A 25,110-nucleotide genomic window follows, 5' to 3' on the forward strand; every position below is an offset into this window, starting at 1 on the left:
AGAGTCACCATAATTCCCATAGGCATACTAGGCAATCAGACTTTTTCCGGCCGCCGTGTCGATTCGGCCGGCGCCCGATCGTCATTGCAGGCAAGAGCCGAGAGAAGGAGCGCATTCATGCGGTACGTGATGATCATCGTGGGCGACGAGACGGCCTGGTACGAGCCGAAGCTGCCCGACGGGCTCATGGACGAGGTCGGCGCCTGGTGGGGCAAGTGGTTCGAGGCCGGCAAGCTCGCCGACGGCGGGGCCGAGCTCCAGCGCACGGCGACGGCCAAGACGGTCGGTCCCGGCCCGGACGGCCGGACCACCGTGACCGACGGGCCCTTCGTGGAGCTCAAGGAGCAGGTCGGCGGGTTCATCCACCTGATCGCGGACGACATCGACGACGCGGTGGCGGTGGCGGCGACGTGGCCGGGCATCGCCGCGGTCGGTGACCGCGTCGAGGTGCGGCCCGTGCTGGAGCGTTAGAACGCGTCGAGCTTGCGCTGGAGCAACTCCCGCTCCGCCGGGTTCGTCGCCAGGGCCAGGGCGCGCCGGGTGGCCTCGACGGCCTCCCCGGTGCGCCCGAGCCGGCTCAGCAGGTCGGCCCGGGTCGCGTGCCACAGGCGATAGCCCACCAGCCGGCCCTCGAGGGCGTCCACCTCGTCCAGGGCGGCCGCCGGGCCGAGCACGAAACCGGTCGCCACGGCACGGCTCAGCGACACGACCGGCGACGGCTGGAGCACCTGGAGGCTGTCGTACAGGGCTCGCACGGCCCGCCAGTCGGTCGTCTCGTACGACGTCGCGAGGGCGTGCTGCGCGGCGATCGCCGCCTGCAACTGGTACGGGCCGGGGCGGTCCCGCCGGGCGGCACGGGCCAATCTGCGTACGGCCGCGTGAATCAATCGAAGGTCCCACAGCGACCGGTCCTGATCCTCCAGCAGCACGATGCGGCCCTCGGCGTCGAACCGGCCGGCCGAGCGCGCCTCGTGCAGCTCGACCAGCGCGGCCAGACCGGCCGCCTCCGGCTCGGCGGGCATCAGATCGGCCAACTGCCGGGCCAGGTCGAGGCCCTCGCGGGCGAGCTCGGGACGCCGCGCGGTGTAGCCCTCGTTGTAGATCAGATAGAGCACGGTCAGCACCGCGGGAAGGCGGGACTCGTATTCGCCCGCGGCCGGCACCTCCACCCGTACACCCAAATCTCGAAGGGTTTTGCGGGCCCGGACCAGACGCTGGGCGAGCGTCGCCCTCGGCAGCAGGAACGCGGCGGCGATCGCGTCGGCCGGAAGACCGGCCACCGCGTGCAGGGTGAGGGCCATGCGGGACGGCTCGGGCAGGGCGGGATGACAGCAGGCGAAGACCAGCGCGAGGCGGTCGTCGGGGGTCGGTTCGGCCGGTGGCGTACGGGCGAGGACCGCCAGCTTGGCCCGGCCGCCCGCCTCCCGGCGCATGGCGTCGACCGCCTTGCGCCAGGCCGTGGTGACCAGCCACCCGGCCGGATTGGCGGGCACGCCCTCGGCCGGCCAATGCCGCAGGGCCGACGCCAGCGCCTCCTGCAGCGCCTCCTCGGCCCGGTCGAGGTCGCCGAGCCGCCGGGCCAGCACCCCCAGCATGCCGGCGGCGTCGGACCGCCAGGCCCGGTCGAGAGCCTCCTGCGCCTCACCCACCCCGCAAGTCTGCCAGGATCACCGGATGGAACCCGTCGACGTCGCGCGCGAGCTCGTGCTGAATCGATTTCCGGACGCCTCGTGGGCGCTGCTCACGGGCAGCGTGCTCACCGCCGCGCGCACGGCCGGCTCCGACCTCGACATCGTCGTGATGCTGCCTCCGGGCGGGACCGCCCATCGCGAGAGCCTGCGTCACCAGGGCTGGCCGGTCGAGCTTTTCGTGCAGACGCCGGAGCGGCTGACCGAGTTCCTGGCGCGGGAGCTGGCCGCGCGCAAGCCGAGCACCCATCGCATGCTGGCCCGCGGCGCCGTGCTGTTCGGCGATCCGGGCGACCTGCCGGCGCGATGCGCTCAGGTCCTCGCCGATGGTCCCGGGCCGCTGCCGGCTCAGGAGAGGGACCGGATGCGGTACGCCCTGACCGACCTGCTCGACGACCTCGAGCACGGGACCGACCCGGGTGAGCGCCTGGTCATCGCCGCGGCCGTGTGGACCGAAGCGGCGCGAGCGTCATTGGCGTTCGCCGGGCGCTGGCTCAGCACCGGCAAGTGGTTGCTGCGGGAGTTGCGCGAGCTCGACCCGGCGCTGGCCGAGCGCTGGCTGGCCGCCCGGGACGAGCCCGCGGCGTTCGCGGCCGAGGTCCTCGACCGCGCGGGCGGGCCGCTCTTCGAGGGCTTCAACTCCATTCCTTCGCCAGGAGCTCGAACGACCGTACGCGGTCCGCGTGGTCGTACGTGATGGTCGTGACCAGAAGCTCGTCGGCGCCGGTCACCCGCTGCAGGGTGTGCAGGCGCTCGGCGACCGTCGCCGGGGAGCCCACGAACCGGGTGCGCACGCGATCGTCGACCAGGGCGCGTTCCTCGCCGGTCCACTCGTGGGCCAGCGCGTCCTCGACGCTCGGGTACGGGATGGCGCCCTTGCCGCTGCGGACGCTGGCCACCCACAGGCCGAACGGGGCGGCCAGCCGCCGGGCCGACTCGTCGTCGCCGGCGACCAGCACGTCGGCCGAGACCATCACGCGGGGCTCGCTCAGCTGAGGTGAGGGCTTGAAGGCGGCCCGGTACGCCTCGACCGCCTCCAGGACCTTCGCCGGGGCGACGTGGTAGTTGGCGGCGAACGGCAGGCCGCGCTCGCCGGCGACGCGGGCGCTCTCGCCGCCGCTCGAGCCCAGCAGCCAGATCTGCAGGTCGGCGCCCTCGCCGGGCACGGCCCGGGCCTCGTTGCCCTCGTCGTCGGTGTACGGGCCAGCGAGCAGCGCCTCGATCTGGTCGAGGATCTCGTCGAGCCCGAGCGACCGGGCGCCGGGCTGGGCCAGCAGCGAGGCCAGCAGGGCCGAGCGCTTCGAGACGTGGATCGGCGCCCAGGAGAAGTGCTCCGGGATGAGCAGCCCGTCCACGACCCGCTCCTTCTCGGGCGGTTTGACCGCCGCGATCTCGGAGGCCGCCTCCTGGCGCTGCCGGCCCGAGCGGCCGAGCCCGAGGTCGAAGCGCCCCGGGTGCAGCGCGTCGAGCAGGCCGAACTGCTCGACGATGGTCAGGGCCGTCTGGTGCCCGGTCTGCACGGCACCCGAGCCGAGCCGGATCCGCTCGGTCGCCGCCGCGATCTGGCCCAGCAGCAGGGCCGGCTGTGAGCTGGCCACCCCGGGGGTGAAGTGGTGCTCGGCCACCCAGTACCGGTGGTAGCTGAGGCGCTCGGCGTGGCGGGCGAGGTCGATGGTGCGGCGCAGGGCGTCGCCGGCGGTGCCACCGGCGACGAGCGGGCTGAGGTCGAGGATCGACAGCGGAACGGCCATGCCTATTTCCTATCGCCAAACTAGGTTTTGGACAAGACCTCAACTTCCGGGCCGCCCGGCCGAACAGGCGGGGAGTGAGCCGAGAACGGGTGTGGTGCTGGTGGCTCGCGGCCGGAGTGCTCGCGATCATCGGCCAGTACGTGCTGCCCGTGGACGGGCTCGCCGCGTCGCTCGTCTATGACGCGATCGGGCTGGTCTCGGGCCTGGTGGTGCTTGTGGCCGTACGCCTGCACCGCCCGGCCCGCCCGGCGATGTGGTACTGGTTCGCGGCGGGCCAGCTCACCTTCGTGCTCGGCGACCTCACGTACGGGTACTACCAGTTCGCCCTCGAGCAGAGTCCGTATCCGTCACTGGCGGATGTGTTCTACCTCGCCTCGTACCCCATGCTCGTGGCCGGTCTTCTCCTGCTCGTGCGGGGCAGCCGCGGCAACCTGATCGACGCCGCCGTCGTGGCCATCGGCCTGGGCCTGGTCTACTGGGTGTTCGTCATCTACCCGGCCGTCGTGGGCGACGCCGACTCGGCCGTGGAACGCTTCACCAGCACCGCCTATCCGGCCGCCGACGTGCTGCTGCTGGCCCTGCTCGCGCGCCTGCTGACCGGCTCGCGCATCGCCAGCCCCAGCGTGTGGATGCTGGCCGCCGCGGTCACCCTGATGTTCGCCGCCGACACCGGCTTCGCCCTGCTCACCGACACCCACCCGGCGGACCCGGCCTTCCTTCTGTCGTACGTCGTCTGGGCCGCCGCCGCGCTGCACCCGTCCATGGCGCGCGCCTACACCGCCGCTGAGACCCCCGGCGTGGGCCGCGGCCGCCTGCTGCTGTTCGGCGCCTGCTCGCTGCTCTCCCCCGCCCTGCTGTTCGTGCCCACGGTCCGCGACGACCAGCACGACCTGATCTCGGTCGCGGTCGCCGACGGCGTCCTGTTCCTGCTGGTGCTGGCCCGGATGGCCGGCTTCGTCAAACAGCTCGACCGGGCCGCGCTGACCGACGACCTGACCGGGCTGGCCAGCCGGCGCCGGGTGGTGCAGGCGCTGCGCGACGCCTCCCGCCCGCAGCTGGCCCTGCTCGGCCTGAACGGCTTCAAGAACGTCAACGACGAGCTGGGCCGCCCGGTCGGCGACCGGGTGCTGTCCGCGCTGGGCGCCCGCCTGCTGTCCGGCGCTCCGGCCGGGGCCGTGGTCGCCCGGATCGGCGGCGACGAGTTCGCGGTCCTGCTCCCCCACGCCACCGCCGACGAGGTGCGCACCCTGGCCATGGCGCTGTCGTCGGCGCTGCGCCATCCGGTCACGGCCGGCGGTCACGAGCTGTACGTGGGCGTGGCCATCGGGCTGGCCGGCGGCACCGGCGTCGACGCCGAGGAGCTGCTGCGCCAGGCCGAGGCGGCGATGTACGCGGCGAAACACACCGGCGACCCGGTACGCCGCTGGACACCCGCGCTGGACGAGCGGGCCGGCGAGAACGCCCGCCTCGGCGGCGAGATCCGGATGGCCCTGGACAGTGGCCAGTTCCGGGTGGTCTACCAGCCGATCGTCGAGCTGCCATCGGGCCGGGTGGCGGCGGTGGAGGCGCTGGTGCGCTGGGAGCACCCGCTGCGCGGCATGGTCAGCCCGGCCGACTTCATCCCGGTCGCCGAACGCAACGGCCTCATCGTCGAGCTGGGCGAATGGATCCTGCGCATGGCCTGCCACCGGATGGCGGGCTGGCGGGCGACGCTGGGCCCGCTGGCGCCGGACCGGGTCAGCGTGAACGTGTCGGCCCGCCAGCTGGCCCGGCACGGCTTCGCGGCCACGGTGGCGGCGGTCCTGGCCGAGACGGGCCTGCCGGCGCCGTGCCTGGCGGTGGAGATGACCGAGACGGCGGTCTTCGAAGGCGGCCAGGCGGTGGTGACCCTCAACGAGCTGCGCGCGCTGGGGGTCAGGATCGCGCTGGACGACTTCGGCACCGGTCACAGCTCACTGAACCTGCTCCAGACGGTCCCGGTGGACATCCTGAAGGTCGACAAGTCCTTCGTGGACAACATCACGGAGGCGGGTCGCTCCACGGTCATCGCGGAGGCCCTGATCCAGGTGAGCCGGGGCCTGGGTCTGGCCGCGGTGGCCGAGGGCGTGGAGACGGCCGCGCAGGCCGAGGCCCTTCAGCGCCTCGGCTACAGCCTGCTGCAGGGTTATTACTTCGGCCGCCCGGTCGCGGACCCGAACTTCGCCCTGTCGACGGCGGTCGCCGAAGTACGCCGGTGATCCTCCGAAAGGAAGACGTCGAGCGCGGCGTAGGTCCGCTCGGGCGCCTCCCGCATCGGCAGATGACCGGCGCCGGGGATGAGCTCGAAGCGAGCGTCGCGGAAGGCGGCCGCGTAGGCGCGCCCGAAGTCGGGGCTGACCACGGTGTCGTTCTCGCCCCAGACGAGCAGTGCCGGGATGTCGAGATGGCCCACCCGGTCCAGCAGGGCCGGATCGCGCATGTCAGGTCCGGTGTAGGCCTGGAGGGCGGCCATCGCCCCGGAGTCAGGCCCCGGCCCGCGCCCGGCAGGCATGGTGACGGTGTGGCCCGGGATGTCCGGGCCGATCGCGTCGATGAGCACCAGCCGGGCGATGCGACGGGCGCGGTCGGCGACGGCCATCTCGGCCGCCACCCAGCCGCCGAAGGAGACCCCGACGACGGCCGCCGGGCCGTCAAGCATGTCCAAACAGGACCGGGCGAGGTCGGCGACGCTCGCCAGGTGCTCGGTGCCGTCGAAGCCGGGATGGGTCGGCGCGATCACCCGGTGGGTGCCCTCCAGATGGGGGACGAGGCCGTCGACGCTCGCCCGGCCGGCCCCGCCGTGCAGCACCAGGACCAGGTCGCCGGTCACCGGGCCTCCTCGTAGGCGGCGAACTGGTCGAGCAGGCTCTGCGGAGCGTTGTCGTCGAAGCAGAGCACCAGATTGCGGGCGGCCTCGGCGGCGGCTTCGGCGCTGCGGGGAAAGAGCTCAGCCTCGTACAGGGAAAGCGCCTTCTCGACGTCGCCGGGGTGAGCGGCGAGCGCTTCACCGAGGCGGGCACCGTCGAGCATGGCGAGGTTGGCGCCCTCCCCAGCGAAAGGCGACATCAGGTGAGCGGCGTCGCCGAGCAGAGTCACCCCCGCAACACGGTTCCATCGGTGCTCGACCGGCAGGGCGTTGATGGCGCGGGGCACGAGCGGCCCGTCCGCCTCGGTGATCAGGGCTTGCAGCGAGGGCGCCCAGTCCCGGAACTCGGCGACGAGCAGCTCCTTGGTCATCGGGACCGAGGTGACCCAGCCGGCCGGCTTGCGCAGCGCGACGTAGACGTGCAGGCTCCCGTCGGTCTCCCGGTGGGCGAGGAAGCCCCGGCCGGGCCCGAGCGCGAACAACATGCCCTGCCCCACCGTCGCCGCCGGACCCGGGTGCCGCACGTCCGCCTCGAAAAGGTCAACTTCGACGAACGACATTCCCGTGTACGCCGGCGCAGCCTCCGAAACCAGGGACCGAACCCGAGACCACGCGCCGTCGGCCCCGACCAGCAGGTCAGCGGTGACGGTGGTGCCGTCGGCGAACTCGAGCGTGCGCCCCTGCACCCCGGTCACTTTGCTGCCCCACCGGATGGCCCCCGCAGGCAGCGAGTCCAGCAGCATCTGCCGAAGCTGCCCGCGGTCCACTTCGGGCCGCCCGCCGTCCCCTTCGTCCGTCTCGTCGGCGCGCACGACGCCGTGCCGGTCGAGGATCCGCATGGCTTCGCCCCCGGGGTGGATGATCCCCTGGAACTGCTCGAACAGCCCGGCGGCCTTGATCGCGACCTGCCCGTTGTAGTCGTGGATGTCGAGCATGCCGCCCTGGGTCCGGGCACTGGGCGAAGCGTCCAGCTCATAGATCGTCGACGGAATCCCGTGGACATGCAGCACACGAGCAAGCGTGAGCCCGCCGAGCCCGGCCCCGACGATGGCGATAGTGGGATTCATAGCGCTTCTCCTTCGTGAAGGGTTTCCAACTGACATTCCTCGTCGATCGCGATCGCTCGGAGCACAGTGCCGCGACCGGCCTGCAGCTCGGCGCCGAACGCGTTCGTGACGAACATGTTCGGGAGCGAAGCGAATCGCTGAGGAACGTGTTCGTGACGAACATGTTCACGTGTGGCGCGGTCGCTGACGAACGTGTTCGTGACGAACATGTTCACGTGTGGCGCGGAGTTTAGGAACGTGTTCGTGACGAGCGTGTTCGGTGTGGCGCGGAACGCTTGACGAACATGTTCGTCACGAACGCGTTCAGCATGGGCGTGAAGGGGTTCATGGGGGTGGGATGACGGTGGCCAGCCCAGCACTGCTCGCCGGACTGCGTGAGGGAGTTGCGGGTCGGGAGGTTGCTGGGGTCGCGAGGTAGCTGGGATCAGGTGGGTGTGGGGACGGTGGCTATGCCGGTGATCAGGGCCTCGAAGGACCACCACATGCGTTCCGGCCCGGAGCCGGTGAACAGGGAGTCGCGGGTGCGGCGGATGTCGGGGTAGTTGGGGCCGGCCTCGCGCATGGCCGCGGCGAACTGCTCGTGGTCCTCGCCGGCGCCGGACTGGTCACGAGTGCCGTGCTCGGCGGCGGTGGCTGTGCCTAGTTGCAGGAGCACGTTCACGCCCCAGGCGGCCTGGCCGGGTGGGACGCCGCCCTCCCGGAGCAGACTCAGCATGGTGTCGATCAGGCGGAGGTAGTGCGGGCCGGACGGGCGCAGGGTGAGCACCGAGCGGGCCAGGCTCGGATGATCCAGCAGCAGGCCGGTGTAGGCCATCAGCAGGGCGACCAGATCCTCACGCCACCGCTCCCCGACGTGCCCTCCGGAGCGCCGCTGCTGTCCCGCGGCCTCCCCGTCACGCCGCCCCCCGTCAGACCACTGGCCGTCAGACCACTGGCCGTCAGACCACTGGCCGTCAGACCAGTGGCCGTCAAGCCGCTGGCCGCCGGCCGCGGGTGGGGCGGCGGCCGCAGGCGAGGCAGCGGCCGCGGGTGGGGCGGCGGCCGCGGGTGGGGCGGCGGCCAGCAAGGGGTGCGGGACGGGCATCTCCAGCTCGCCCAGCAGCTCGTCGAGGATGGCGGCGTGCAGCTCGGCCACGTTCTTGACGTACACGTAGATCGAGGCGGGGCCTGTGTCGAGCTCGGCGGCCAACCGGCGCACCGTCACCCGCTCCAAGCCTTCGTCGCGCATGAGCTGCAGCGCGACCGCCACGGCGTTCTCGCGGCTGAGCGGGGGTTTGGCCGGCCGCTCTCGGCGGCTCACCGGCACTCGACGAGTACTCACGAACACGATCGTAACGAACATGTTCGTCAGCGGCTACGGCAAGGGCCGGTGGCGAACACCACCGGCCCTTGCCGACCGAAAACCTCAGCCGGCCCGAAGGCCGGCGGTGCGCAGGGTCAGGAGGTGGTGGCCCAGTCGCCGAGGGTCCAGTCCCGGACCTCGGGCATGTCCTCCAAGTGCTCGACCACGTAAGCCTCGTGGCGGGCCAGCTGGGACTCGCACCACTTCTTCAGGTCCTCGGCGCCCCGCGGGAGGCGCTTGGCGTTGTTGATGGCGTCCATCACCAAGTGGTAGCGCGACGCCTTGTTGCGGACCGTCATGTCGAACGGCGTTGTCGTGGTGCCCTGCTCGATGAAGCCCCGCACCCGGAAACGGTCGGCGTCGGGGCGGCCGTGCACCAGCTGGTGGATGGCTCCGGGGTAGCCGTGGAAGGCGAACACCACGTCGACCGTGTCGGTGAACAGCTCGGTGAACAGGGTCTCGCTCATGCCGTGCGGGTGGTCCTTCGGGCGGGGCAGCGTCATCAGGTCGACCACGTTCACCACCCGCACGCGCAGGCCGGGCAGCTTGTCGCGCAGGATCTGGGCCGCCGCCACCGTCTCCATCGTCACCACGTCGCCGGCGCAGGCCAGCACGATGTCGGGGTCGCTGTTGCCGTCGTCCGTGCCCGCCCAGTCCCACACGCCGGCGCCGCGGGCGCAGTGCTCGATCGCCTCGTCCATCGTCAGCCACTGCAGCTGGGGCTGCTTGTCGATGACGATCAGGTTGACGTAGTTGCGGCTGCGGAAGCAGTGGTCGGCCACCGACAGCAGGCAGTTCGCGTCCGGCGGCAGGTAGATGCGGCTCACGTCGCCGCGGGCCGTCAGCACCACCTGGATCAGGCCGGGGCCCTGGTGGCTGAAGCCGTTGTGGTCGTTGCGCCACGCCGTCGAGGTCAGCAGCACGTTCAGGCTGGGCACCTTCGCCCGCCACGGCAGATGGTTGGCCTCCTCCAGCCACTTGCTGTGCTGCACCGTCTGCGAGGCGCTGACCATGGCGAACGCTTCGTACGTGGCGAACATCCCGTGCCGGCCGGTCAGGTTGTAGCCCTCGAGCCACCCGTGGCAGTTGTGCTCCGACAGGACCTCCATCACCCGGCCGTCGGGGCCGATGGCCACATCGTCGGGGGTCACGTGCTCCATGAACGCCCGGTCGGAGACCTCGAAGACCGCGCCGAGCCGGTTGCTGTTCGTCTCGTCGGGGCTGAACAGCCGGAACCGGTCGGGGTTGCGGCTGTAGATGTCGCGCATCATCTCGCCGAGCCGCCGGGTCGACTCGACCCGTTCGGTGGCCGGCTGGTCGACCTTCACCGCGTAGTCGCGGAAGTCGGGCAGGTCGAGGTCGCGGGTGATCAGGCCGCCGTTGGCGTGCGGTGTCGCACTCATCCGCTTGTCGCCCGACGGTGCCGCGTCGCGCACCACTGGCACAGGTGTGCCGGCCGCATCGAAAAGCTCGGACGGCCGGTACGACTCGAGCCACTGCTGCAGGAGCGCCAGGTGCTCAGGGTTCTCCCGAACGCCGGCCAGCGGCACCTGGTGGGCGCGGAACGTGCCGGAGACCTGCACTCCGTCGACTGACGAAGGGCCCGTCCAGCCCTTGGGCGTACGCAGGACGATCAGCGGCCACCTGGGCCGGGTGCCGTCGCCCCCACTGGACCGGGCGGCCTGCTGGATCTCGCCGATACGCGAATACGCCGAAGCGAGCGCCGAAGCGAACCGGGTGTGCATACCCGGCAGGTCCGAGCCCTCGACCTCGATGACGTCGTAGCCATGGCCGCTGAGCAGCTCACGCACCTCGGCCGGGTCCTTGCGGGCCAGCACCGTCGGCCCGGAGATCTTCGCCCCGTTCAGGTGCAGAATCGGCAGCACCGCCCCGTCGTGCTTGGGGTTGAGGAACGAGATGCCCTTCCACGACCCCTCGAGCGGCCCCGTCTCGGCCTCACCGTCACCGACCACGGCGATCGCCAGCAGGTCGGGGTTGTCCATCACCGCGCCGAACGCGTGAACCAGCACATAACCGAGCTCGCCGCCCTCGTGGATCGAGCCGGGCGTGGTCACCGACACGTGGCTGGGGATGCCGCCGGGGCTGGAGAACTGGCGGAACAGCCGCAGCATGCCCGCCTCGTCCTGGGTCACCTCCGGATAGATCTCGCTGTACGTCCCCTCGAGATACCCGGCCGCGACCAGCGCCGGCCCGCCGTGGCCGGGGCCGGTCAGGTACAGCGTCTCCTGCCCGGTGTGCCGGATCAGCCGGGACACGTGGGCGTAGACGAACGACAGGCCGGGACTGGTGCCCCAGTGCCCCAGCAGCCGGGGTTTGATGTGCTCGGGCTTGAGCGGTTCCCGCAGCAGGGGGTTGGCCCGCAGGTAGATCTGGCCGATGGTCAGGTAGTTGGCGGCACGCCACCAGGCGTCCATCTGGGCGATTTCCGCCTCGCTGGGCGCGGCTAGCAGGTCCGAGGTCGCCGTCGGCACGGGCATGTCCTCTCACTTCGCGGTCGTTGGGTTGAACCTAGGCCTACCCACTGGGCGGCCATAGAGTCTTTGGTACTGGTTGGAAGTGACTTTGGAATGTCGGTGAACCGTCCGGCACTGTGAATCCGTTCCCCCTGGCGTGCCGCAACGCGTTCGTGCCTTCCTCCGCCGCCCCAGGGTCCAGCTGTCGCTCACGATCCTGGCCGGAGTCGTCCTTTTCGCCTTTCTGATCTTCCCGAATGTCCTGTCCCGACTGACCCCCGGGGGTTTTGTCCGAATACCGATCGAAGCGGCTTTCGTCATAGCGATCCTGATGGCCCTGCCCACGAGAGCGCGGCGAATTGCCGGAATCATCATCGGCGTACTCCTAGGCTGGCTCGTCATCGAGAAATGCCTGGACATGGGCTTCTTCGAGGAGCTCAACCGCCCCTTCGACCCGGTGCTCGACTGGGTCCTGTTCGACGACGCGTTCAGCTTCGTCGTCGACTCCTACGGCCGGGCCGCCGCCATCGGCGCCGTCGCCGCCATCCTGCTGCTGGTCGCCGCGGTCCTCGCCCTCACCTGCTGGTCGGTGCTGCGGATCGGCGCGCTCGCCGCCCGCCACCGCCGCCGCTCGGCGATCACCGCCGGCGGCGTCGCGGTGGCCTGGGCTCTGACTTTCTCTCTCGGCGTTTCGGTGTACGGGGCGGTCCCCGTGGCCGCGCGCAGCAGCGCCACGTACGCGTGGGATCGCGCCCACCAGGCCCGCGCCGGCCTGCGCGACGAGGCGAACTTCGCCAAGGAGGTCGCCGACGACCCGTACCGGAACGTGGCCGCCGACCAGATGCTCTCCGCCCTCAAGGGCAAGGACGTCATCTTCACCTTCATCGAGAGCTACGGCCGCAGCGCCGTCGAGACCCCCGCCCTGGCCGAGCTGGTCGACCCGGTCCTCGACAGCGGCACCGCCCAGCTGACGAAGGCCGGCTACGCCGCGCGCAGCGGCTGGCTCACCTCGCCCACCTTCGGCGGTGGCAGCTGGCTGGCCCACTCCACCTTCGAGTCCGGGCTGTGGATCAACAACGAGCAGCGGTACCGCAACCTGGTCTCGACCGACCGGCTCACCCTGACCCGAGCCTTCAAGAACGCCGGCTCGCGCACGGTCAGCGTCATGCCGGGCGCCACCCGGGCCTGGCCCGAGGGCAACTTCTACGGCTACGACCAGGTGTGGGACTCGCGCAACCTCGGCTACAACGGGCCGAAGTTCAGCTGGGCCCCGATGCCCGACCAGTACACGCTCAAGCAGCTCAACACCATCGAATACAAGAAGCCGGGCCGCGGCCCGCTGATGGTGGAGCTGCCGCTGGTCTCCAGCCACACGCCGTGGGCGCCGATCCCCGACTATCTGCCCGACTGGAACCAGGTCGGCGACGGCTCGGTCTACGCCAAGATGGTCGAGGACGGCACCAAGCCGAAGGCCCTGTGGGCCGAGCCGAAGAAGGTCCGGGCCGAGTACGGCAAGTCCATCCAGTACTCGCTGACCACGCTGATCAACTGGATCACCCTGTACGGCGACGACAACCTCGTGATGGTCTTCCTCGGCGACCACCAGCCCTCGCCGATCGCGGCCGGCGCCAACGCCAGCCACGACGTGCCGATCACCATCGTGGCCAAGGATCCGAAGGTGCTCGACCGGGTCGCCGGCTGGAACTGGGCCGACGGGCTGCGGCCACTGCCGGCCACGCCGGTGTGGCCGATGAACGCGTTCCGGGACCGTTTCTTCGCCGCGTTCGGGACGCAGGCTGCCGCATCATGAACAAGTGATCTTCTATCTCGACTGTGACACCGGCATCGACGACGCCATCGCGATCGCCTACCTGCTGGCCCATCCCGCGGTCCGGCTGGCCGGCATCGGCACGGTGAACGGCAACACCGCGGCCGGTCAGGCCGCACGCAACACCCTGGGGCTGCTCGCTCTGGCCGGCCGCGACGACATTCCGGTCGCGGTCGGCGAGGGCGAGATCAAGCGGGGGGCGAAGGCGGTGCACGGCGGCAACGGCGTCGGCGGGGTGGTGTTGCCCGAGGGTGGGCGGCCTGACCCTCGTACGAGCGTGGAAATGCTTTTAGATCTTTCCCGTGAGTACGCCGGCGAGCTGCACCTTCTCGCGACGGGACCGTGCACGAACCTCGCGCTGGCGCTGCGCGCGGATCCCACGCTGCCCGAGCGGATCAAGACCGTCACGATCATGGGCGGCGCCGTGCGGGTGCCGGGCAACGTGACGCCGCGGGCCGAGGCCAACATCGGCGACGATCCGGCCTCGGCCGGCGAGTCCCTGCGGGCCGCGTGGCCGGTCACCCTGGTTCCGCTCGACGTGACCTTGCAGCACCGCTGGTCCGAGCAGGACCGGGCTTCGCTCGGAGCCACCCCGCTGACGGCCGCTCTGGCCGGCATGCTGCCGGCTTACCTCGATTTCTACGAGGACCGTACGGGGTCACGGGCCGTCCCGCTGCACGATCCGCTCGCCGCCGCGATCGCCGTCGGCGAGATCGAGCCCACCTCCTCTCCCGGCCTCGCCCTGCGCGTCGGCGCCGATGGCCATATTTCCGAGACAGGCGACAAAACGGTCACCGTGGTCTTGGCGGCGCCGGAGGGCTCGGCGGGAGTGCTCCTGCGCCGGATCAACGGAATCAGCGGCTCAGGTATCGCTTAAACAACAGATCATTAGTAGCATCGCGCCATGTCGACGGAATCCGGAGTTGATCGCGGTCGTCTCGCCGAGCTCGCCGCTCGCGAGCGGGCCGCCTTCGCCGAGCGCAACCCCCGCTCGGCCGCGGCCTACCAGCGGTCCGACCACCTGTTCGGCCGGGTGCCGATGACGTGGATGAACAAGACCGCCGCGGGCTTCCCGCTCTATGTCGCGACGGCCCGCGGCAACCGGATCACCGACGTCGACGGCCACGACTACCTCGACTTCGCCCTTGGCGACACCGGGGCCATGGCCGGGCACTCCCCCGCGCCGGTGGTCGAGGCGGTCACCCGCCGCCTCGCCACGCTGGGTGGCGCCACGACGATGATGCCGACCGAGGACGCGGCGATCGTGGCGGCCGAGCTCGCGCGGCGCTTCACCGTGCCGTACTGGAGCTTCGCCCTGACCGCGACCGACGCGAACCGCTGGGCCATCCGCCTGTTGCGGGCCGTGACCGGCCGGTCGAAGATCCTGTTCCACAGCTACTGCTACCACGGCTCGGTCGACGAGTCGCTGATCGTCGTCGGCCCGGACGGCAACGGCCGGAGCCGCGAGGGCAACGTGGGCGCGCCGACCGACGTGACGAACACCAGCCGGGTCGCCGAGTTCAACGACCTGGCCGGCCTCGAGCGCGAGCTGGCCCACGGCGACGTGGCCGCGGTGCTGATGGAGCCGGCGCTGACCAACATCGGCATCGTGCTGCCCGAGCCGGGCTACCTGGCCGGGGTCCGCGAGCTGACCCGCAAGTACGGCACCTACCTGATCAACGACGAGACCCACACGTTCTCGGCCGGGCCGGGCGGGGCCACCGCGTTCTGGGGGCTGGCGCCGGATGTCGTGACCATCGGCAAGGCCATCGGCGGCGGGATCCCCGTGGGGGCGTACGGCCTGTCCGAAGATCTCGCGGCGGCCTTGACCGGCCGCACGGACCTGGACCTGGTCGACATGGGCGGCGTCGGCGGCACCCTGGCCGGCAATCCCGTGTCGATGGCCGCGACCCGCGCCTGCCTGCAGGAGGTCCTCACGGACGCCGCCTTCGCCGGCATGATCGGCACCGCGACGGCCTTCGCCGCCGGGATTCGCAAGATCATTGAGACGTACGGCCTGCCCTGGTCGGTCAGTCAGCTCGGCGCGCGCGTGGAATACCGTTTCGCCGACCCCGCCCCGCGCAACGGCACCGAGTCGGCGGCCAAGGCCGACGCCGAGCTGGAAGACTTCCTGCACGTCTACCTGGCCAACCGCGGGGTGCTGCTGACCCCGTTCCACAACATGGCGCTGATGTCACCGGACACGACGGCCGGGGACGTCGAGCGCCACCACGAGATCTTCAACGAGGCGTTGCACGAACTTACGTCGTAAACACCCGGAAATCCGGCATTTCACTCCGTAGCCTGATCGCATGGGCCTGTTCGGCAACCGGCAACAGCATTCCGAGCCCGTCGCGCGGCGCGAGCCGCCGCGCGACATCGAGGCGCTCGAGGAGCTGGCCACCAACCTCGAAGGCGCCACCGGCGAGGCGAGCACCTGGCGCATCTACGTCTCCACCTACGTCGAGTTCTACGACATGGAATACGGGGCCGTCTGGTGCGTCGAGAACGGCGTGCTGAAACTGGAGTACGAGCTGGGCCGGCTCAAGGGGCAGCTCACCGGCCCCTCCGGCCTGGCCCAGCAGGCGATGCGGACCTCGAAGCCGGTCTACATCAACGCCGACGATCAGACCACCGACCCGCGTTTCCAGACCGCGATCCGGGCCGGCGCCAAGGCCGGGATCGCCGTACCGGCCATCCAGGGCAACAAGCTCGTCGCCGTCCTCGAGTACTACGGCAGCAACCCGGTCGCCATGGACGCCGCCCTGATCAGCAAGTGGGGCGCGATCGGCCGGCTGGCCGAGCAGATCCGGGTCGCCGCCATCGCCTCGTACCACACCCGCCAGATCGCCGACGACCGTCTGGCCGTCACCAGCGTGGTCACCGCGCTCGGGCACACCGCGAGCTCGCCGCTGGCCATCAAGGCCGCGCTGGACGCGGTTCGAACGTCCTTCCACTGGGCGTACGGCTCCTACTGGCAGGTCGACGAGCAGGAGAACGTGCTCAAGTTCCAGGTCGAGTCGGGCAACGCCGGCGACGAGTTCCGCAAGGTCACCCTGGCCGCCACGTTCGCCGAGGGCGTCGGCCTGTCCGGCCGGGCCTGGCGCCAGCGCGACCTGGTCTTCGTCCGCGACATCGGCGAGCTGACCGACTGCGTACGGGCCCCCGCCGCCCAGCGCGCCGGCGTGCGCTCCGGCGTCTGCTTCCCCATCTCCAGCGGCGACCGCATCATCGGCACGATGGACTTCTTCACCACCGAATACGTGGAGCTGTCCGACTCGCGCGCCGACGCCCTCCGCAACGTCCAGCAGTTGGTCTCCCAGCGCCTCGAGGTGGTCCGCGCCGCCGAGACCGCGGCCGCCAACGCGAGGGCCCTGCTCGACACGGTCGACCGCCTGCGAGCCGCCACCGCCGACGCCACCCGGGTGGCCGACGAGGCGGTGAGCCGCGCCTCCGCCATGACCGGTGACGTCAACGCCCTGGGCAACGCCTCGGCGGCCATCGGCGACGTCATCCAGATCATCTCGTCGATCGCCGACCAGACCAACCTGCTGGCCCTCAACGCCACCATCGAGGCGGCCCGGGCCGGCGAGATCGGCAAGGGCTTCGCGGTCGTGGCCGGCGAGGTGAAGGAACTGGCCCGGGAGACCGCCGAGGCCACGAAGAAGGTCTCGGAGCAGATCGCCGCCCTGCAGGAGAGCGCCGAGTCGGTGGCCGGCGGCATCCGCGACACCAGCGAAACCATCCACCAGCTCGACTCGGTACAGACCCGCATCGGCGAGGTCCTCGAGGAACAGGCCACGATGGCCCACGCCCTCGAATCCTCGTAGCCCCGCCCTACACTCATCGACGCTTCACCGTCGATGATGGAGGGACGGCAGGATGACTGTCGCCATGGCACGAGAGCTCATGAACAGTGCCCGCTACGAGGAGGCCCGGCAGCTGCTGGCGGGCCTGCTCGACGAACCGGCGACGGACCGCTTGCGGGCGGTGGCCCACGGCATGCTCGGCGAGTGCGACTTCGGGCTCGGCGACGCGGCGTCGGCGATCGAGCCGACCACCACCGCGCTGCGGATGTGCGAGGACCAGGACGACCGGGCCGGCATCCGGGCGTACCTGGAGAACCTGGTCGAGATGCACCGCTACCTCGGCCAGGCCGAGCCGGCCGCAAACGCCGCCGAACGCGTCGCCGAGGTGCTGGCACGGGAAGGTGAGCAGCGCCGAGCGGCGTGGCGGCGGCGGCAGGCCGGCATCATCCGGGCCGGCGAGCCGCTCAACCGGGTCGTCGTCATGCTGGACGGCGGCGTCCGCTGCGAGGTGGGCGACGTGCCCGCCGCCTCCGGCGTGTCGGTCACGTTCGTCTTCGAGCGCGACCGGATCACGCTCGCGCCGGCCAGCGCCCGCACCGCCGAGGGCGAGCGGCTCGGCAGTGCCGGACAGTTCGCCGAGGCGTACGAGGCGTTTCAGCAAGCGGCACGGCTCGACCCGTACGATCCGCACGCGCACTATCTGTCGGGCCTGTCGCTGCTGCACCTGCGCCGCTACGACGAGGCCATCGCCGAATACGAGACGACGGAGCGGCTGGCGCCGGGATGGTTCCACTGCCGCACCGACCTGTGGCTGGCCCGCGAACTGGCCGCGGGGGCGCTCACCCCCGAACAGTACGAACTGTTCTACCTCTTGGAACACGCCCCGCTGCCGCCCCACCAGAAGGTGCAGACAGCCCTCGCCGCGTTGCGCGCGACACCGCGCCTGGCCCCGCTGTACCTGTTCCACGGCCAGGCCATGGCCGCGCTGGGCCGCTCCCCCGAGGCCTCCTACCGCGACGGCCTCGACTGCGCCGCCGAGCCCGACATCCGCGGCCGCCTGCTGGTGGCGCTCAGCACCGCCGTCAAGTCCGACGAGGAGCGCCGGAGCTTGCGCGCCGAGGCGGCCGCGATGACCGACGGCAACCTGGTCGCCTCAGCCATGGCGAGCGTCGCGCTGCGGGCCGCATAAGAAGCAGGGCCCGTCCGGTCGGACGGGCCCTGCCTGCGCTTCACTCAGTAGCGGAAGCGGGACACCACGGCCTGGAGCTGGCCGGCGGTGACGGCCAGGTCGTCGGCGGCGTGGCGGGTGTCGCCGACCGTCGCCGTGGTGCGCTGGGTGGCGTCGGAGACGGTGCCGATGGTGGCGGCGATGTCGCCGGCGCCGGCGGCGGCCTCCGACAGGGTGCGGTTCATCTCCTGGGTGGTGGCCGTCTGCTCCTCCACCGCCGAGGCGATGGTCATCTGGATGCCGTTGATGCGCTCGATGATGGCGCTGATCTCGCCGATCGCGGTGACCGCGCCGTCGGTGTCGGCCTGGATGGCCGAGACACGGCGGGAGATGTCCTCGGTGGCCTTCGCCGTCTCCTGGGCCAGGTCCTTGACCTCGCCGGCGACGACCGCGAAGCCCTTGCCGGACTCGCCGGCCCGGGCCGCCTCGATGGTGGCGTTCAGGGCCAGCAGGTTGGTCTGCTCGGCGATCGAGGTGATCACCTTGACCACCGAGGCGATCTCGGAGGAGGACTCGCCCAGGCGGGCCACGATCGCGTTCGTCGCCGAGGCGACCTCGACCGCCTGCACGGCGACCTCGGAGGCCTCCGTCGTGGAGACGCTGATGTCGCGGATGGCCGAGCCCATCTCCTCCGAGCCGGCCGAGACGACCTGCAGGTTGTTGGAGACGACGTCGGCCGCGGCGGCGACCGTACCGGCCTGCGACGAGGCCTCGTTGGCGGCCGACTCGACCTGGCCCGAGACGCTGGTCAGCTGGCTGGCGGCGGAGTTCAGCGTGGTCGCGTTGCCGGCCAGCTGCACGACGTCCTCGCGCAGGCGGGCCACGGCCTGGTCCATCGCGGCGGCCATCCTGCCGACCTCGTCCTGGGTGGTCACCCCGGACGTACGGGTCAGGTCGCCCTCGGCCAGGCCCTCGGCGACCCGGGACACCTCGCGGACCGTGCCGCGCACCCGGCCGGCCACCCGGAACCCGAGCAGCGTGCTGATCAGGACACCGGCGACCAGCAGGATGCCGACGGTCCAGGTCGCCTTGTTGGCGGCCGAGTCGGAGTCCGCGATCGCCTGCTCCGACAGCTGCTCGGCGCGCGTGGTCAGGGCGGTCTGGTCCTCGCCGAGCGCGGAGTAGATCGTGGTGTAGTCGGTGACCGCCTGCTGCAGCTCGGCCGCGGTGGCCCCGGTGTAGTCCTTGTTGTTGAAGTCGACGTAGTCCTGCCAGTCGCTCGCGGCCTTGGTCACCGCCGCGGTGCCCGTCGCGTCGCCGGCGAACGCGGTGTTCAGGCTCTTCAAGGCGGCGTCGACCGCGTCGGCGTTGCCCTGGCGGCTCTTGGTGAGGCCTTCCTTGAGGCTCGGGTAGAGCTTCAGGGCGGAGGTGTTACCGCTGTACGCCTCGATGTTCTTGCTGAACGCCCCGACCGCGGACTCCAGCGCGACGGTGCGCCGCTGTGAGGCGGCGGCATCCGAGTTCTGCGTACGCAAGGTCGCCAGCGCCACGCCGCCGACGACGATGCCGCTGACCGTGCCCACCAGGACCGCCGCGCCGATTTTCGTCCGCAGCGACCGGTTGTCGAACGCTGATGTCAGTCCCATCCCCTGTGCCTCTCCTGTCCGTATCTCGCAACCGCGCAAATCGGCATCCAGGGCGGTGCGGATAAGAAGTCACGGGCAGGTTCCGCCGAGAATGTTTCACGATCACGGTAATGCCCCTTCCGGGTGAACGAGACCGGTTTCTCCGCAAGTGCCCGCCCGCACCACCTCTACAGCGTCCTAGGAGGCTAGGTCTCATCGGTCGAGGCGGGGAACGAATGTGGCGGAATCGGGGCGGAGAGGCTCGAGTGGTCGCTACGTTCCCCTCATGGCCACGGCTACCGAGAAACCCGCCGACCGGACCCGGCCGGCGTCGACGCGCCAGCCGGCCTACGACCAGTTCCTCCAGCTCCTGGAGGACGGCGACGCCGACGACGTGGCCGACGCCCTGCTGCACCTCGACGAGCAGCGCCGGCGCACCCTGGTCCCGCGCATCCGCGCCACCGACCCCGCCGCCCGTCCCCAGGCCTCGGCGCGGCGCCGGCGTCCCGTGCCGACCGGCCTCGCCGGTCACGACCCGCTCAGCGCTGCTCCGGGCCCGTCACCCGCCGCCGTTCCGGGCCCGTCGCCCGCCGCCGCGGCGGGCACGGCGGCCACTGCCGCTCCGGGGCCCGGCGCGACGCCGGCCGGCCGGCTCCGGCGTCCCTCGACGGGCGATCCCGACGAACGTGTTCGTCGCGAGGGCGCGCTGCTCGTAGCCGGGGCGGGTTGCCTCCCCACCAGCGACGACGTCGTCGCGTGGCTGCGGTCGCCGCGCTTCAAGGGCGACTTCCCCGCCCGTACGATCGCCGCAATAATCCGGGTTTTGCAGGCGCCCGGCCGGCCTGGCCTCGCCACCGTCGCCACCGACCTCGCCGCCCAGCTCAAGCACCGCGACCACGATCGCGGCGAATGGTCCCTGACCGCGGCCATGCTGCGCGCGGCCGGGCTACCGCTCCCGCTCACCGAGCCGGTGCTGCGCGGATGGGTACGCCAGTTCTCCGCCGCCACCTCCCCCGGCGCCCTGGCCGCACGCCTCGCCGAGGACCCTTGGCTGGAGACGCAGCTGCCGGCCCTGCTCGCCACGCCCAAGGTCGCCACCGACCTCGGCGACATCTGGCCGGCCGCCGTGGCCCTGCTGGCCGCCGGCAAGCGCATCGACCGCCGCGAGCTCATCGCCCTGCTGGTCGCCCGGCTCCGCTCCGGCGATCGGGGTGCCGCGCTGCGCCCCGTACTGGAGACCTTCCGCCACCTCGACCCCACGCCGGCGGAGCGCGCCGCCCACCGCGCCGACTTCCTGGCCATGCTCACCGAGCCGAACGGCCCGGTGGCCGAGCTGGCCCAGCGCGTCCTGCGCACCCTGGACGAGGCCGGCCACCTCGACGCGGACACGGTCGCCGCCGCCATGCGCGCCGCCTTCGCCCGCACCGAGAAGAAGCTGGTCCGCGCCCAGGTCGCCTGGCTCGACCGCGCCATCAGCCGCCACCCGTCGGCCGCGCCGGCCTTGCTGGAGGCGGCGACCTCGGTCCTCGACAGCGACGACCCGGAGGTGGCCGAGCGGGCCCTGCGCGTCGTCGGCCATCACTCCGCCGGCCCGGACGTCCTCCGTCCCGCCGCCGAGTCCCTGGCCGGCGATCTCCGCCGCCAAGCCGATGAGATCATCGGCGAAACCTCCATTCCTCCAGGTCCGCGGTTCCCTCCCTCTCCCATGGTGTACGTCCCGGAGCCCATGCCACCCGCGATCAACTCCCTTCCCGAGCTGACGGCGACACTGGCCCGCACACCGCTGACCCCGGTCGACCTGGAACGGGTCTTGGCCGCCGTCACGAAGTTCGCGGCCAGGTCCCGGCCGGACCTCGCGTGGGCTTTGGCTCCTCACACCGCGGACAAGACCTCACCTCTGACCGACCTGATCCAGGCTTTGGTCCCGCCCGAACTCGCCGAAGCCGCAGCCGCAGCCGCTGCCACGGCCGCCGCCGCCCAGTCGAGCGCGGGTCCGGCCGCCCCTGCCCGCCGATACGCCCCGCTGGGCGCCCGTCGCCCGGCTTCCCCCAGCGCCCCACCATCTCCTACCAGGCGCGCCCATCCGACCACGACGCCCAGCCACCCGAACGCGTTCGTGACGAACGCGACCGCCACGCCCGCCACGGCGTCTGGCCAGCCGAACAGGTTCGTGACGAACACCGTCGGCGGGTCAAACCCGAGAGTTGGCAACGCGACCGGCGGCCCAAAGCCGGGCGCGAAGGAGCCGAACACGTTCGTAACGAGCACGATCGGCACGCCGGGCGCGGCGGCCGGGAGGACGAACACGTTCGGCACGAACGCGCTCGGCACGCCTGGCGCAGGGGCAGGGGCAGGGGCTGACAAGACGAACGTGTTCGGCACGAACGCGCTCGGCACGCCTGGCGCAGGGATAGGAACAGGGGCAGACAAGACGAACGCGCTTGGCACGAACGCGATCGGCGCGCCGGGCGCGAGGGCCGGGAAAACGAACGCGATCGGCACGAACGCGTTCGGCACGCCAGGCGCGGGGATTGGGACTGGGGGGTCGAACGCGTTCGTGCCGAACGCGATCGAGGCCTCTGGTTCGGCTGTCGGATCGCACACGTTCGTGACGAACGCGTTCGGCGGCTTTGACCCGGAAAATGACCGGCGGATGTCGGGGGCGCGTCGGTCGCTTCCGCCGCCGGAGGAGATGGTGCGGCTGCGGATTCGCGAGCTCGCCGATCAGTTGGCGCGGGGTGAGGGGCCGCCCGCGCTGCTGGCTACACCGGCCACACAGGACGGTCACGTCGACCCGGCCCGGTTGTTGCTGCGCCTGGCCTCGGCCGAGCGCGCCGGCTGGCAACCCGGCCCGCACGACCTGGCCCAAGCTCTGCTGCGCCTTCCCCGCGAGACGCCGCCCACGGTGCTCACCGCCGCCGCGCGCCTCAATTCCACAGCTGGTCGCCGCTTCGCGGCCTGGCTGCGCACCGGCGGCCTGGCCGACCCAGCGATCACCGTGGTCGCCTCGCCCGGCGGCGGTCCGGCGCAGCGCGGCGTCGCGTTCGCCCCCGTGGACGCCTCAGGGCTGGCGCTCCCGCCCGGTCTACTCGCCGCGCCCGGCGGTCGTGCCTACGCGGCTCACTCTGACGGGTCCTGCTGGCCGATGATCCTGCCAAGCCATCGCGAGATCATCGCCGCCCACGTCCTGCACTCCCGCGCAACCGAGCGCCCCAGCGAGAACACGACCGAGAACACCCCTGGCGAATCGACGGCCTCGCCCGTCGACGCGACGGACGTCCAGCGTGGGGCGCCTGCCGGCGCCGACCAGCGCCAAGCCAACGCCGCGGATGCTCGGCGCCGAGTGCCAGGGGAGGTTGGTCGGCGCGATGCTGACGGTTCCTCCTCGCGGGCTTCCGGTGAGGAGCAGCGGGAGGTTGCGGGCGGCGCGGGGGTGGGGCTGCTGTCGAGCCTCGCCCGGTGTTCCGGGCCGTTCGGGCCCGCCATGGCGCTGGTGCTGACCCAGGCGTTGACCAGTGGGAGCGAGTCCGGCCGGCAGGACGCTGTGGGTGCCATCGCGCACCTTGCCCGCTGCGGCGGGCTGGACGCGGGGCTGCTCGGCCGTGAGCTGGCGCTGGTGCTGGCCGCTCGGCCGGACGAGCTGCATCACACCACCGACGCTCTCGCCGATCTGGCTCGGGGCGGGTCGCAGCATGCCGTCTGGGCGATCATGCACGCCGTCGTGCCGGCCCTGCTGCGCCTGGAACGGCCGCCCGCCGGGCTGCCCGACCTGCTGGCTCTGGCCACCGCCGTCGCCGCGGCGATCAACGCCCGCGCTCATCTGCCCGAGGTGGCCGCGGCGGCCGCCCTCCCCGAGCGCACCCGCCTGAAGAACGAGGCGGCGCGCCTGGCTCGCACGCTCGCATAACCGCGACAACGAAGGAGCCGCGGCGTCAGGTGAGGGTGGTGGCGGCCTTGGCTGAGGCGGTCAGTTCCTCGTGGGCCAAGTCGGCGAAGTCGCGGGTGTTGGTGGGGGCCGTCCAGCGGGTGAAGGCGGCCCGGAAGGCCAAGTTGCCCAGTTCGGCGGTGACGGCGGCCACGCGCGGGTCCAGGCCGCGTTTTTGCAGGGCCGTGGTCATGGCCTCGGTTATGGCGGCCTGTTTCAGCAGCTCGCGTTCCAGGAGCTCGGTGTTCGCGGCGATCACCGTCTGACGCTTGACCACCCAGTCGCGCCGGTCGGGGTTGAACGGGAACGACGCTGCCTCCAGGGCCGCGTGCAGCACGCCGAGCGGGGTCGTGCCGGGTGGGCATTTCTCGATGGCGGTGACGAAAGCGTCGCTCAGCAGTTCGCCGCCGGAGAACAGGACCTCGCGCTTGTCGGTGAAGTGGCGGAAGAACGTGCTTTTCGCCAAACCGGCCCGGGTGGCGATCTCGGCGGCGGTCGTGCCCTCGTAGCCGCGCTCCACGAACAAGTCCAGCGCGGACGCGGCCAGGCGCTCGCGCGCGTTCGGTTCCCAGCGTGCCATGAAGGCGATCCTAGCGTGATGGGACTCGGTCTCATCGCGTGCTACGGTGATGAGACCAAGTCCCATCACAGGGCCAGGAGGTCCTCTCATGCGTATCTTCGTCACCGGCGCTTCCGGCTGGACCGGGTCGGCTGTCGTTCCCGAGCTGGTGGCGGCGGGCCACCAGGTGGTCGGGCTCGCCCGCTCGGACGCCTCAGCGGCGGCGCTCGCGGCGGCCGGGGTGCAAGTCCTTCGCGGCGACATCGACGATCTCGGCGCGCTGCGGGCCGGGGCCTCGGACGCCGACGGGGTCGTCCACCTCGCGTTCAAGCACGACTTCACGAACTACGAGCAGAACATTCTGGACGACCGGCGGGCCGTCGAGACGATGGGCGCCGTGCTCGAGGGCACCGGCAAGCCGCTGGTCATCACCGCCGGCACGCCGGTCGTGCCGGGCGCGCTCGCCACCGAACTGGACACCTTGAAGTCGGCCGACGGCCGTGGGCTCACCGCGACTATCGCCGCCGGCATGGCCGAGCGGGGCGTCCGGTCGTCGGTCGTCAACCTGCCCCGGACGGTGCACGGGCCGGGCGACAAGGGCTTCATCGCCATGCTGGTCGCGGCGGCCCGGCAGTCCGGCGTCGCCGGCTATGTCGGTGACGGGTCGCAGCGGTGGCCGGCCGTGCACCGGCTCGACGCGGCCCGGCTGTTCCGGCTGGCCGTCGAGGACGCGCCGGCCGGATCGATCCTCAACGCGGTGGGTGACGAGGGCGTACGGATCGCCGACGTCGCCGCCATCATCGGGCGGCACCTCGATCTGCCGGTGAAGCCGCGGCCGGCCGAGGAGTTCGGCTTCCTGGGCATGGTGCTCGCGGTCGACCAGCCCGCGTCCGGCGCGGCCACCCGCGACCTGCTCGGCTGGGCGCCGCGGCACCCGAGCCTGATCGAGGACCTGGAGGAGGGGCACTACACCGAGGGATAAGGTGCCGT

19 protein-coding genes are annotated in these 25,110 nt (G+C 71.6%); 10 read left to right on the forward strand and 9 right to left on the reverse strand.

The annotated features are described in order from the left end of the window. Window positions 1-117: 117 nt before the first annotated feature. Entirely contained in the window at window positions 118-471 is a 354-nt protein-coding gene (locus tag CRP55_RS19205) for a YciI family protein (protein WP_097321458.1), read from the forward strand. On the opposite strand, the gene CRP55_RS19210 is transcribed toward CRP55_RS19205, so the two are convergent. Next, window positions 468-1,649 (reverse strand): RNA polymerase sigma factor, encoded by a 1,182-nt coding sequence (locus CRP55_RS19210; RefSeq protein ID WP_245923164.1) that lies wholly within the window; start codon window positions 1,647-1,649, stop codon window positions 468-470. The two genes, CRP55_RS19205 and CRP55_RS19210, sit on opposite strands and share 4 nt — an antisense overlap. Window positions 1,650-1,674: 25 nt before the next feature. On the opposite strand from CRP55_RS19210, the gene CRP55_RS19215 reads away from it, so the two are divergent. Further along, window positions 1,675-2,385: a nucleotidyltransferase gene (locus CRP55_RS19215; protein WP_097321459.1), complete on the forward strand. Its 711-nt coding sequence runs from the start codon at window positions 1,675-1,677 to the stop codon at window positions 2,383-2,385. On the opposite strand, the gene CRP55_RS19220 is transcribed toward CRP55_RS19215, so the two are convergent. Further along, window positions 2,324-3,439: an LLM class flavin-dependent oxidoreductase gene (locus tag CRP55_RS19220; protein WP_097321460.1), complete on the reverse strand. Its 1,116-nt coding sequence runs from the start codon at window positions 3,437-3,439 to the stop codon at window positions 2,324-2,326. The two genes, CRP55_RS19215 and CRP55_RS19220, sit on opposite strands and share 62 nt — an antisense overlap. Before the next feature lie 74 nt (window positions 3,440-3,513). Here CRP55_RS19220 and CRP55_RS19225 point away from each other — a divergent pair, with 74 nt between their 5' ends. After that, window positions 3,514-5,676 carry a putative bifunctional diguanylate cyclase/phosphodiesterase gene (locus CRP55_RS19225; protein WP_097321461.1) on the forward strand — a complete coding sequence of 721 codons (2,163 nt, stop codon included), beginning with the start codon at window positions 3,514-3,516 and terminating at the stop codon, window positions 5,674-5,676. On the opposite strand, the gene CRP55_RS19230 is transcribed toward CRP55_RS19225, so the two are convergent. The 5 genes from CRP55_RS19230 to CRP55_RS19245 form a co-directional block, all read right to left on the reverse strand. Further along, on the reverse strand, window positions 5,607-6,287 hold the full coding sequence (locus CRP55_RS19230) for an alpha/beta fold hydrolase (RefSeq protein WP_097321462.1): 681 nt from the start codon (window positions 6,285-6,287) through the stop codon (window positions 5,607-5,609). The two genes, CRP55_RS19225 and CRP55_RS19230, sit on opposite strands and share 70 nt — an antisense overlap. Further along, on the reverse strand, window positions 6,284-7,390 hold the full coding sequence (locus CRP55_RS19235) for an FAD-dependent oxidoreductase (protein ID WP_097321463.1): 1,107 nt from the start codon (window positions 7,388-7,390) through the stop codon (window positions 6,284-6,286). Before CRP55_RS19235 ends, CRP55_RS19230 begins: the two co-directional genes overlap by 4 nt. Then, entirely contained in the window at window positions 7,387-7,605 is a 219-nt protein-coding gene (locus CRP55_RS52195) for a hypothetical protein (protein ID WP_143234733.1), read from the reverse strand. Before CRP55_RS52195 ends, CRP55_RS19235 begins: the two co-directional genes overlap by 4 nt. 209 nt (window positions 7,606-7,814) lie before the next feature. After that, entirely contained in the window at window positions 7,815-8,711 is an 897-nt protein-coding gene (locus CRP55_RS53105; RefSeq protein WP_245923165.1) for a TetR/AcrR family transcriptional regulator, read from the reverse strand. A gap of 116 nt (window positions 8,712-8,827) precedes the next feature. Further along, window positions 8,828-11,230, reverse strand: coding sequence for a phosphoketolase family protein (locus tag CRP55_RS19245; RefSeq protein WP_097321464.1), 2,403 nt, complete (start codon window positions 11,228-11,230; stop codon window positions 8,828-8,830). Between the two features lie 307 nt (window positions 11,231-11,537). Between CRP55_RS19245 and CRP55_RS19250 the strand changes: the two genes are divergently transcribed. The 5 genes from CRP55_RS19250 to CRP55_RS55695 are packed head-to-tail and all read left to right on the forward strand — an operon-like array spanning window position 11,538 to window position 18,032. Next, window positions 11,538-13,016, forward strand: coding sequence for a sulfatase-like hydrolase/transferase (locus CRP55_RS19250; protein WP_245923166.1), 1,479 nt, complete (start codon window positions 11,538-11,540; stop codon window positions 13,014-13,016). Window positions 13,017-13,020: 4 nt separating this feature from the next. After that, a complete protein-coding gene (locus CRP55_RS19255; protein ID WP_097321465.1) occupies window positions 13,021-13,911 on the forward strand; it encodes a nucleoside hydrolase in 891 nt (296 codons plus the stop codon). Window positions 13,912-13,938: 27 nt separating this feature from the next. Continuing rightward, window positions 13,939-15,306, forward strand: coding sequence for a transaminase (locus CRP55_RS19260; RefSeq protein WP_097321466.1), 1,368 nt, complete (start codon window positions 13,939-13,941; stop codon window positions 15,304-15,306). 40 nt (window positions 15,307-15,346) lie between these two features. Continuing rightward, window positions 15,347-16,864, forward strand: coding sequence for a methyl-accepting chemotaxis protein (locus CRP55_RS19265; RefSeq protein ID WP_097321467.1), 1,518 nt, complete (start codon window positions 15,347-15,349; stop codon window positions 16,862-16,864). 52 nt (window positions 16,865-16,916) lie between these two features. Then, a complete protein-coding gene (locus CRP55_RS55695; protein ID WP_097321468.1) occupies window positions 16,917-18,032 on the forward strand; it encodes a tetratricopeptide repeat protein in 1,116 nt (371 codons plus the stop codon). A gap of 44 nt (window positions 18,033-18,076) precedes the next feature. Here CRP55_RS55695 and CRP55_RS19275 read toward each other — a convergent pair whose 3' ends face one another. Further along, entirely contained in the window at window positions 18,077-19,657 is a 1,581-nt protein-coding gene (locus CRP55_RS19275; protein ID WP_097321469.1) for a methyl-accepting chemotaxis protein, read from the reverse strand. Window positions 19,658-19,922: 265 nt separating this feature from the next. Between CRP55_RS19275 and CRP55_RS19280 the strand changes: the two genes are divergently transcribed. Continuing rightward, window positions 19,923-23,543, forward strand: coding sequence for a hypothetical protein (locus CRP55_RS19280; protein ID WP_097321470.1), 3,621 nt, complete (start codon window positions 19,923-19,925; stop codon window positions 23,541-23,543). Between the two features lie 25 nt (window positions 23,544-23,568). Here CRP55_RS19280 and CRP55_RS19285 read toward each other — a convergent pair whose 3' ends face one another. After that, on the reverse strand, window positions 23,569-24,141 hold the full coding sequence (locus CRP55_RS19285; protein WP_097321471.1) for a TetR/AcrR family transcriptional regulator: 573 nt from the start codon (window positions 24,139-24,141) through the stop codon (window positions 23,569-23,571). A gap of 88 nt (window positions 24,142-24,229) precedes the next feature. Between CRP55_RS19285 and CRP55_RS19290 the strand changes: the two genes are divergently transcribed. Continuing rightward, window positions 24,230-25,102: an SDR family oxidoreductase gene (locus tag CRP55_RS19290; RefSeq protein WP_097321472.1), complete on the forward strand. Its 873-nt coding sequence runs from the start codon at window positions 24,230-24,232 to the stop codon at window positions 25,100-25,102. The last annotated feature ends 8 nt before the right edge of the window (window positions 25,103-25,110 follow it).

It is taken from the genome of Paractinoplanes atraurantiacus (assembly GCF_900215205.1).
Lineage (GTDB): Bacteria > Actinomycetota > Actinomycetes > Mycobacteriales > Micromonosporaceae > Actinoplanes > Actinoplanes atraurantiacus.

Coding starts and splice junctions, on each gene's coding strand:
- CRP55_RS19205 (WP_097321458.1), top strand. CDS start 118: ATGCGGTACGTGATGATCATCGTGGGCGACGAGACGGCCTGGTACGAG.
- CRP55_RS19215 (WP_097321459.1), top strand. CDS start 1,675: ATGGAACCCGTCGACGTCGCGCGCGAGCTCGTGCTGAATCGATTTCCG.
- CRP55_RS19220 (WP_097321460.1), bottom strand. CDS start 3,439: ATGGCCGTTCCGCTGTCGATCCTCGACCTCAGCCCGCTCGTCGCCGGT.
- CRP55_RS19235 (WP_097321463.1), bottom strand. CDS start 7,390: ATGAATCCCACTATCGCCATCGTCGGGGCCGGGCTCGGCGGGCTCACG.
- CRP55_RS19245 (WP_097321464.1), bottom strand. CDS start 11,230: ATGCCCGTGCCGACGGCGACCTCGGACCTGCTAGCCGCGCCCAGCGAG.
- CRP55_RS19250 (WP_245923166.1), top strand. CDS start 11,538: ATGGCCCTGCCCACGAGAGCGCGGCGAATTGCCGGAATCATCATCGGC.
- CRP55_RS19260 (WP_097321466.1), top strand. CDS start 13,939: ATGTCGACGGAATCCGGAGTTGATCGCGGTCGTCTCGCCGAGCTCGCC.
- CRP55_RS19265 (WP_097321467.1), top strand. CDS start 15,347: ATGGGCCTGTTCGGCAACCGGCAACAGCATTCCGAGCCCGTCGCGCGG.
- CRP55_RS55695 (WP_097321468.1), top strand. CDS start 16,917: ATGACTGTCGCCATGGCACGAGAGCTCATGAACAGTGCCCGCTACGAG.
- CRP55_RS19275 (WP_097321469.1), bottom strand. CDS start 19,657: ATGGGACTGACATCAGCGTTCGACAACCGGTCGCTGCGGACGAAAATC.
- CRP55_RS19280 (WP_097321470.1), top strand. CDS start 19,923: ATGGCCACGGCTACCGAGAAACCCGCCGACCGGACCCGGCCGGCGTCG.
- CRP55_RS19285 (WP_097321471.1), bottom strand. CDS start 24,141: ATGGCACGCTGGGAACCGAACGCGCGCGAGCGCCTGGCCGCGTCCGCG.
- CRP55_RS19290 (WP_097321472.1), top strand. CDS start 24,230: ATGCGTATCTTCGTCACCGGCGCTTCCGGCTGGACCGGGTCGGCTGTC.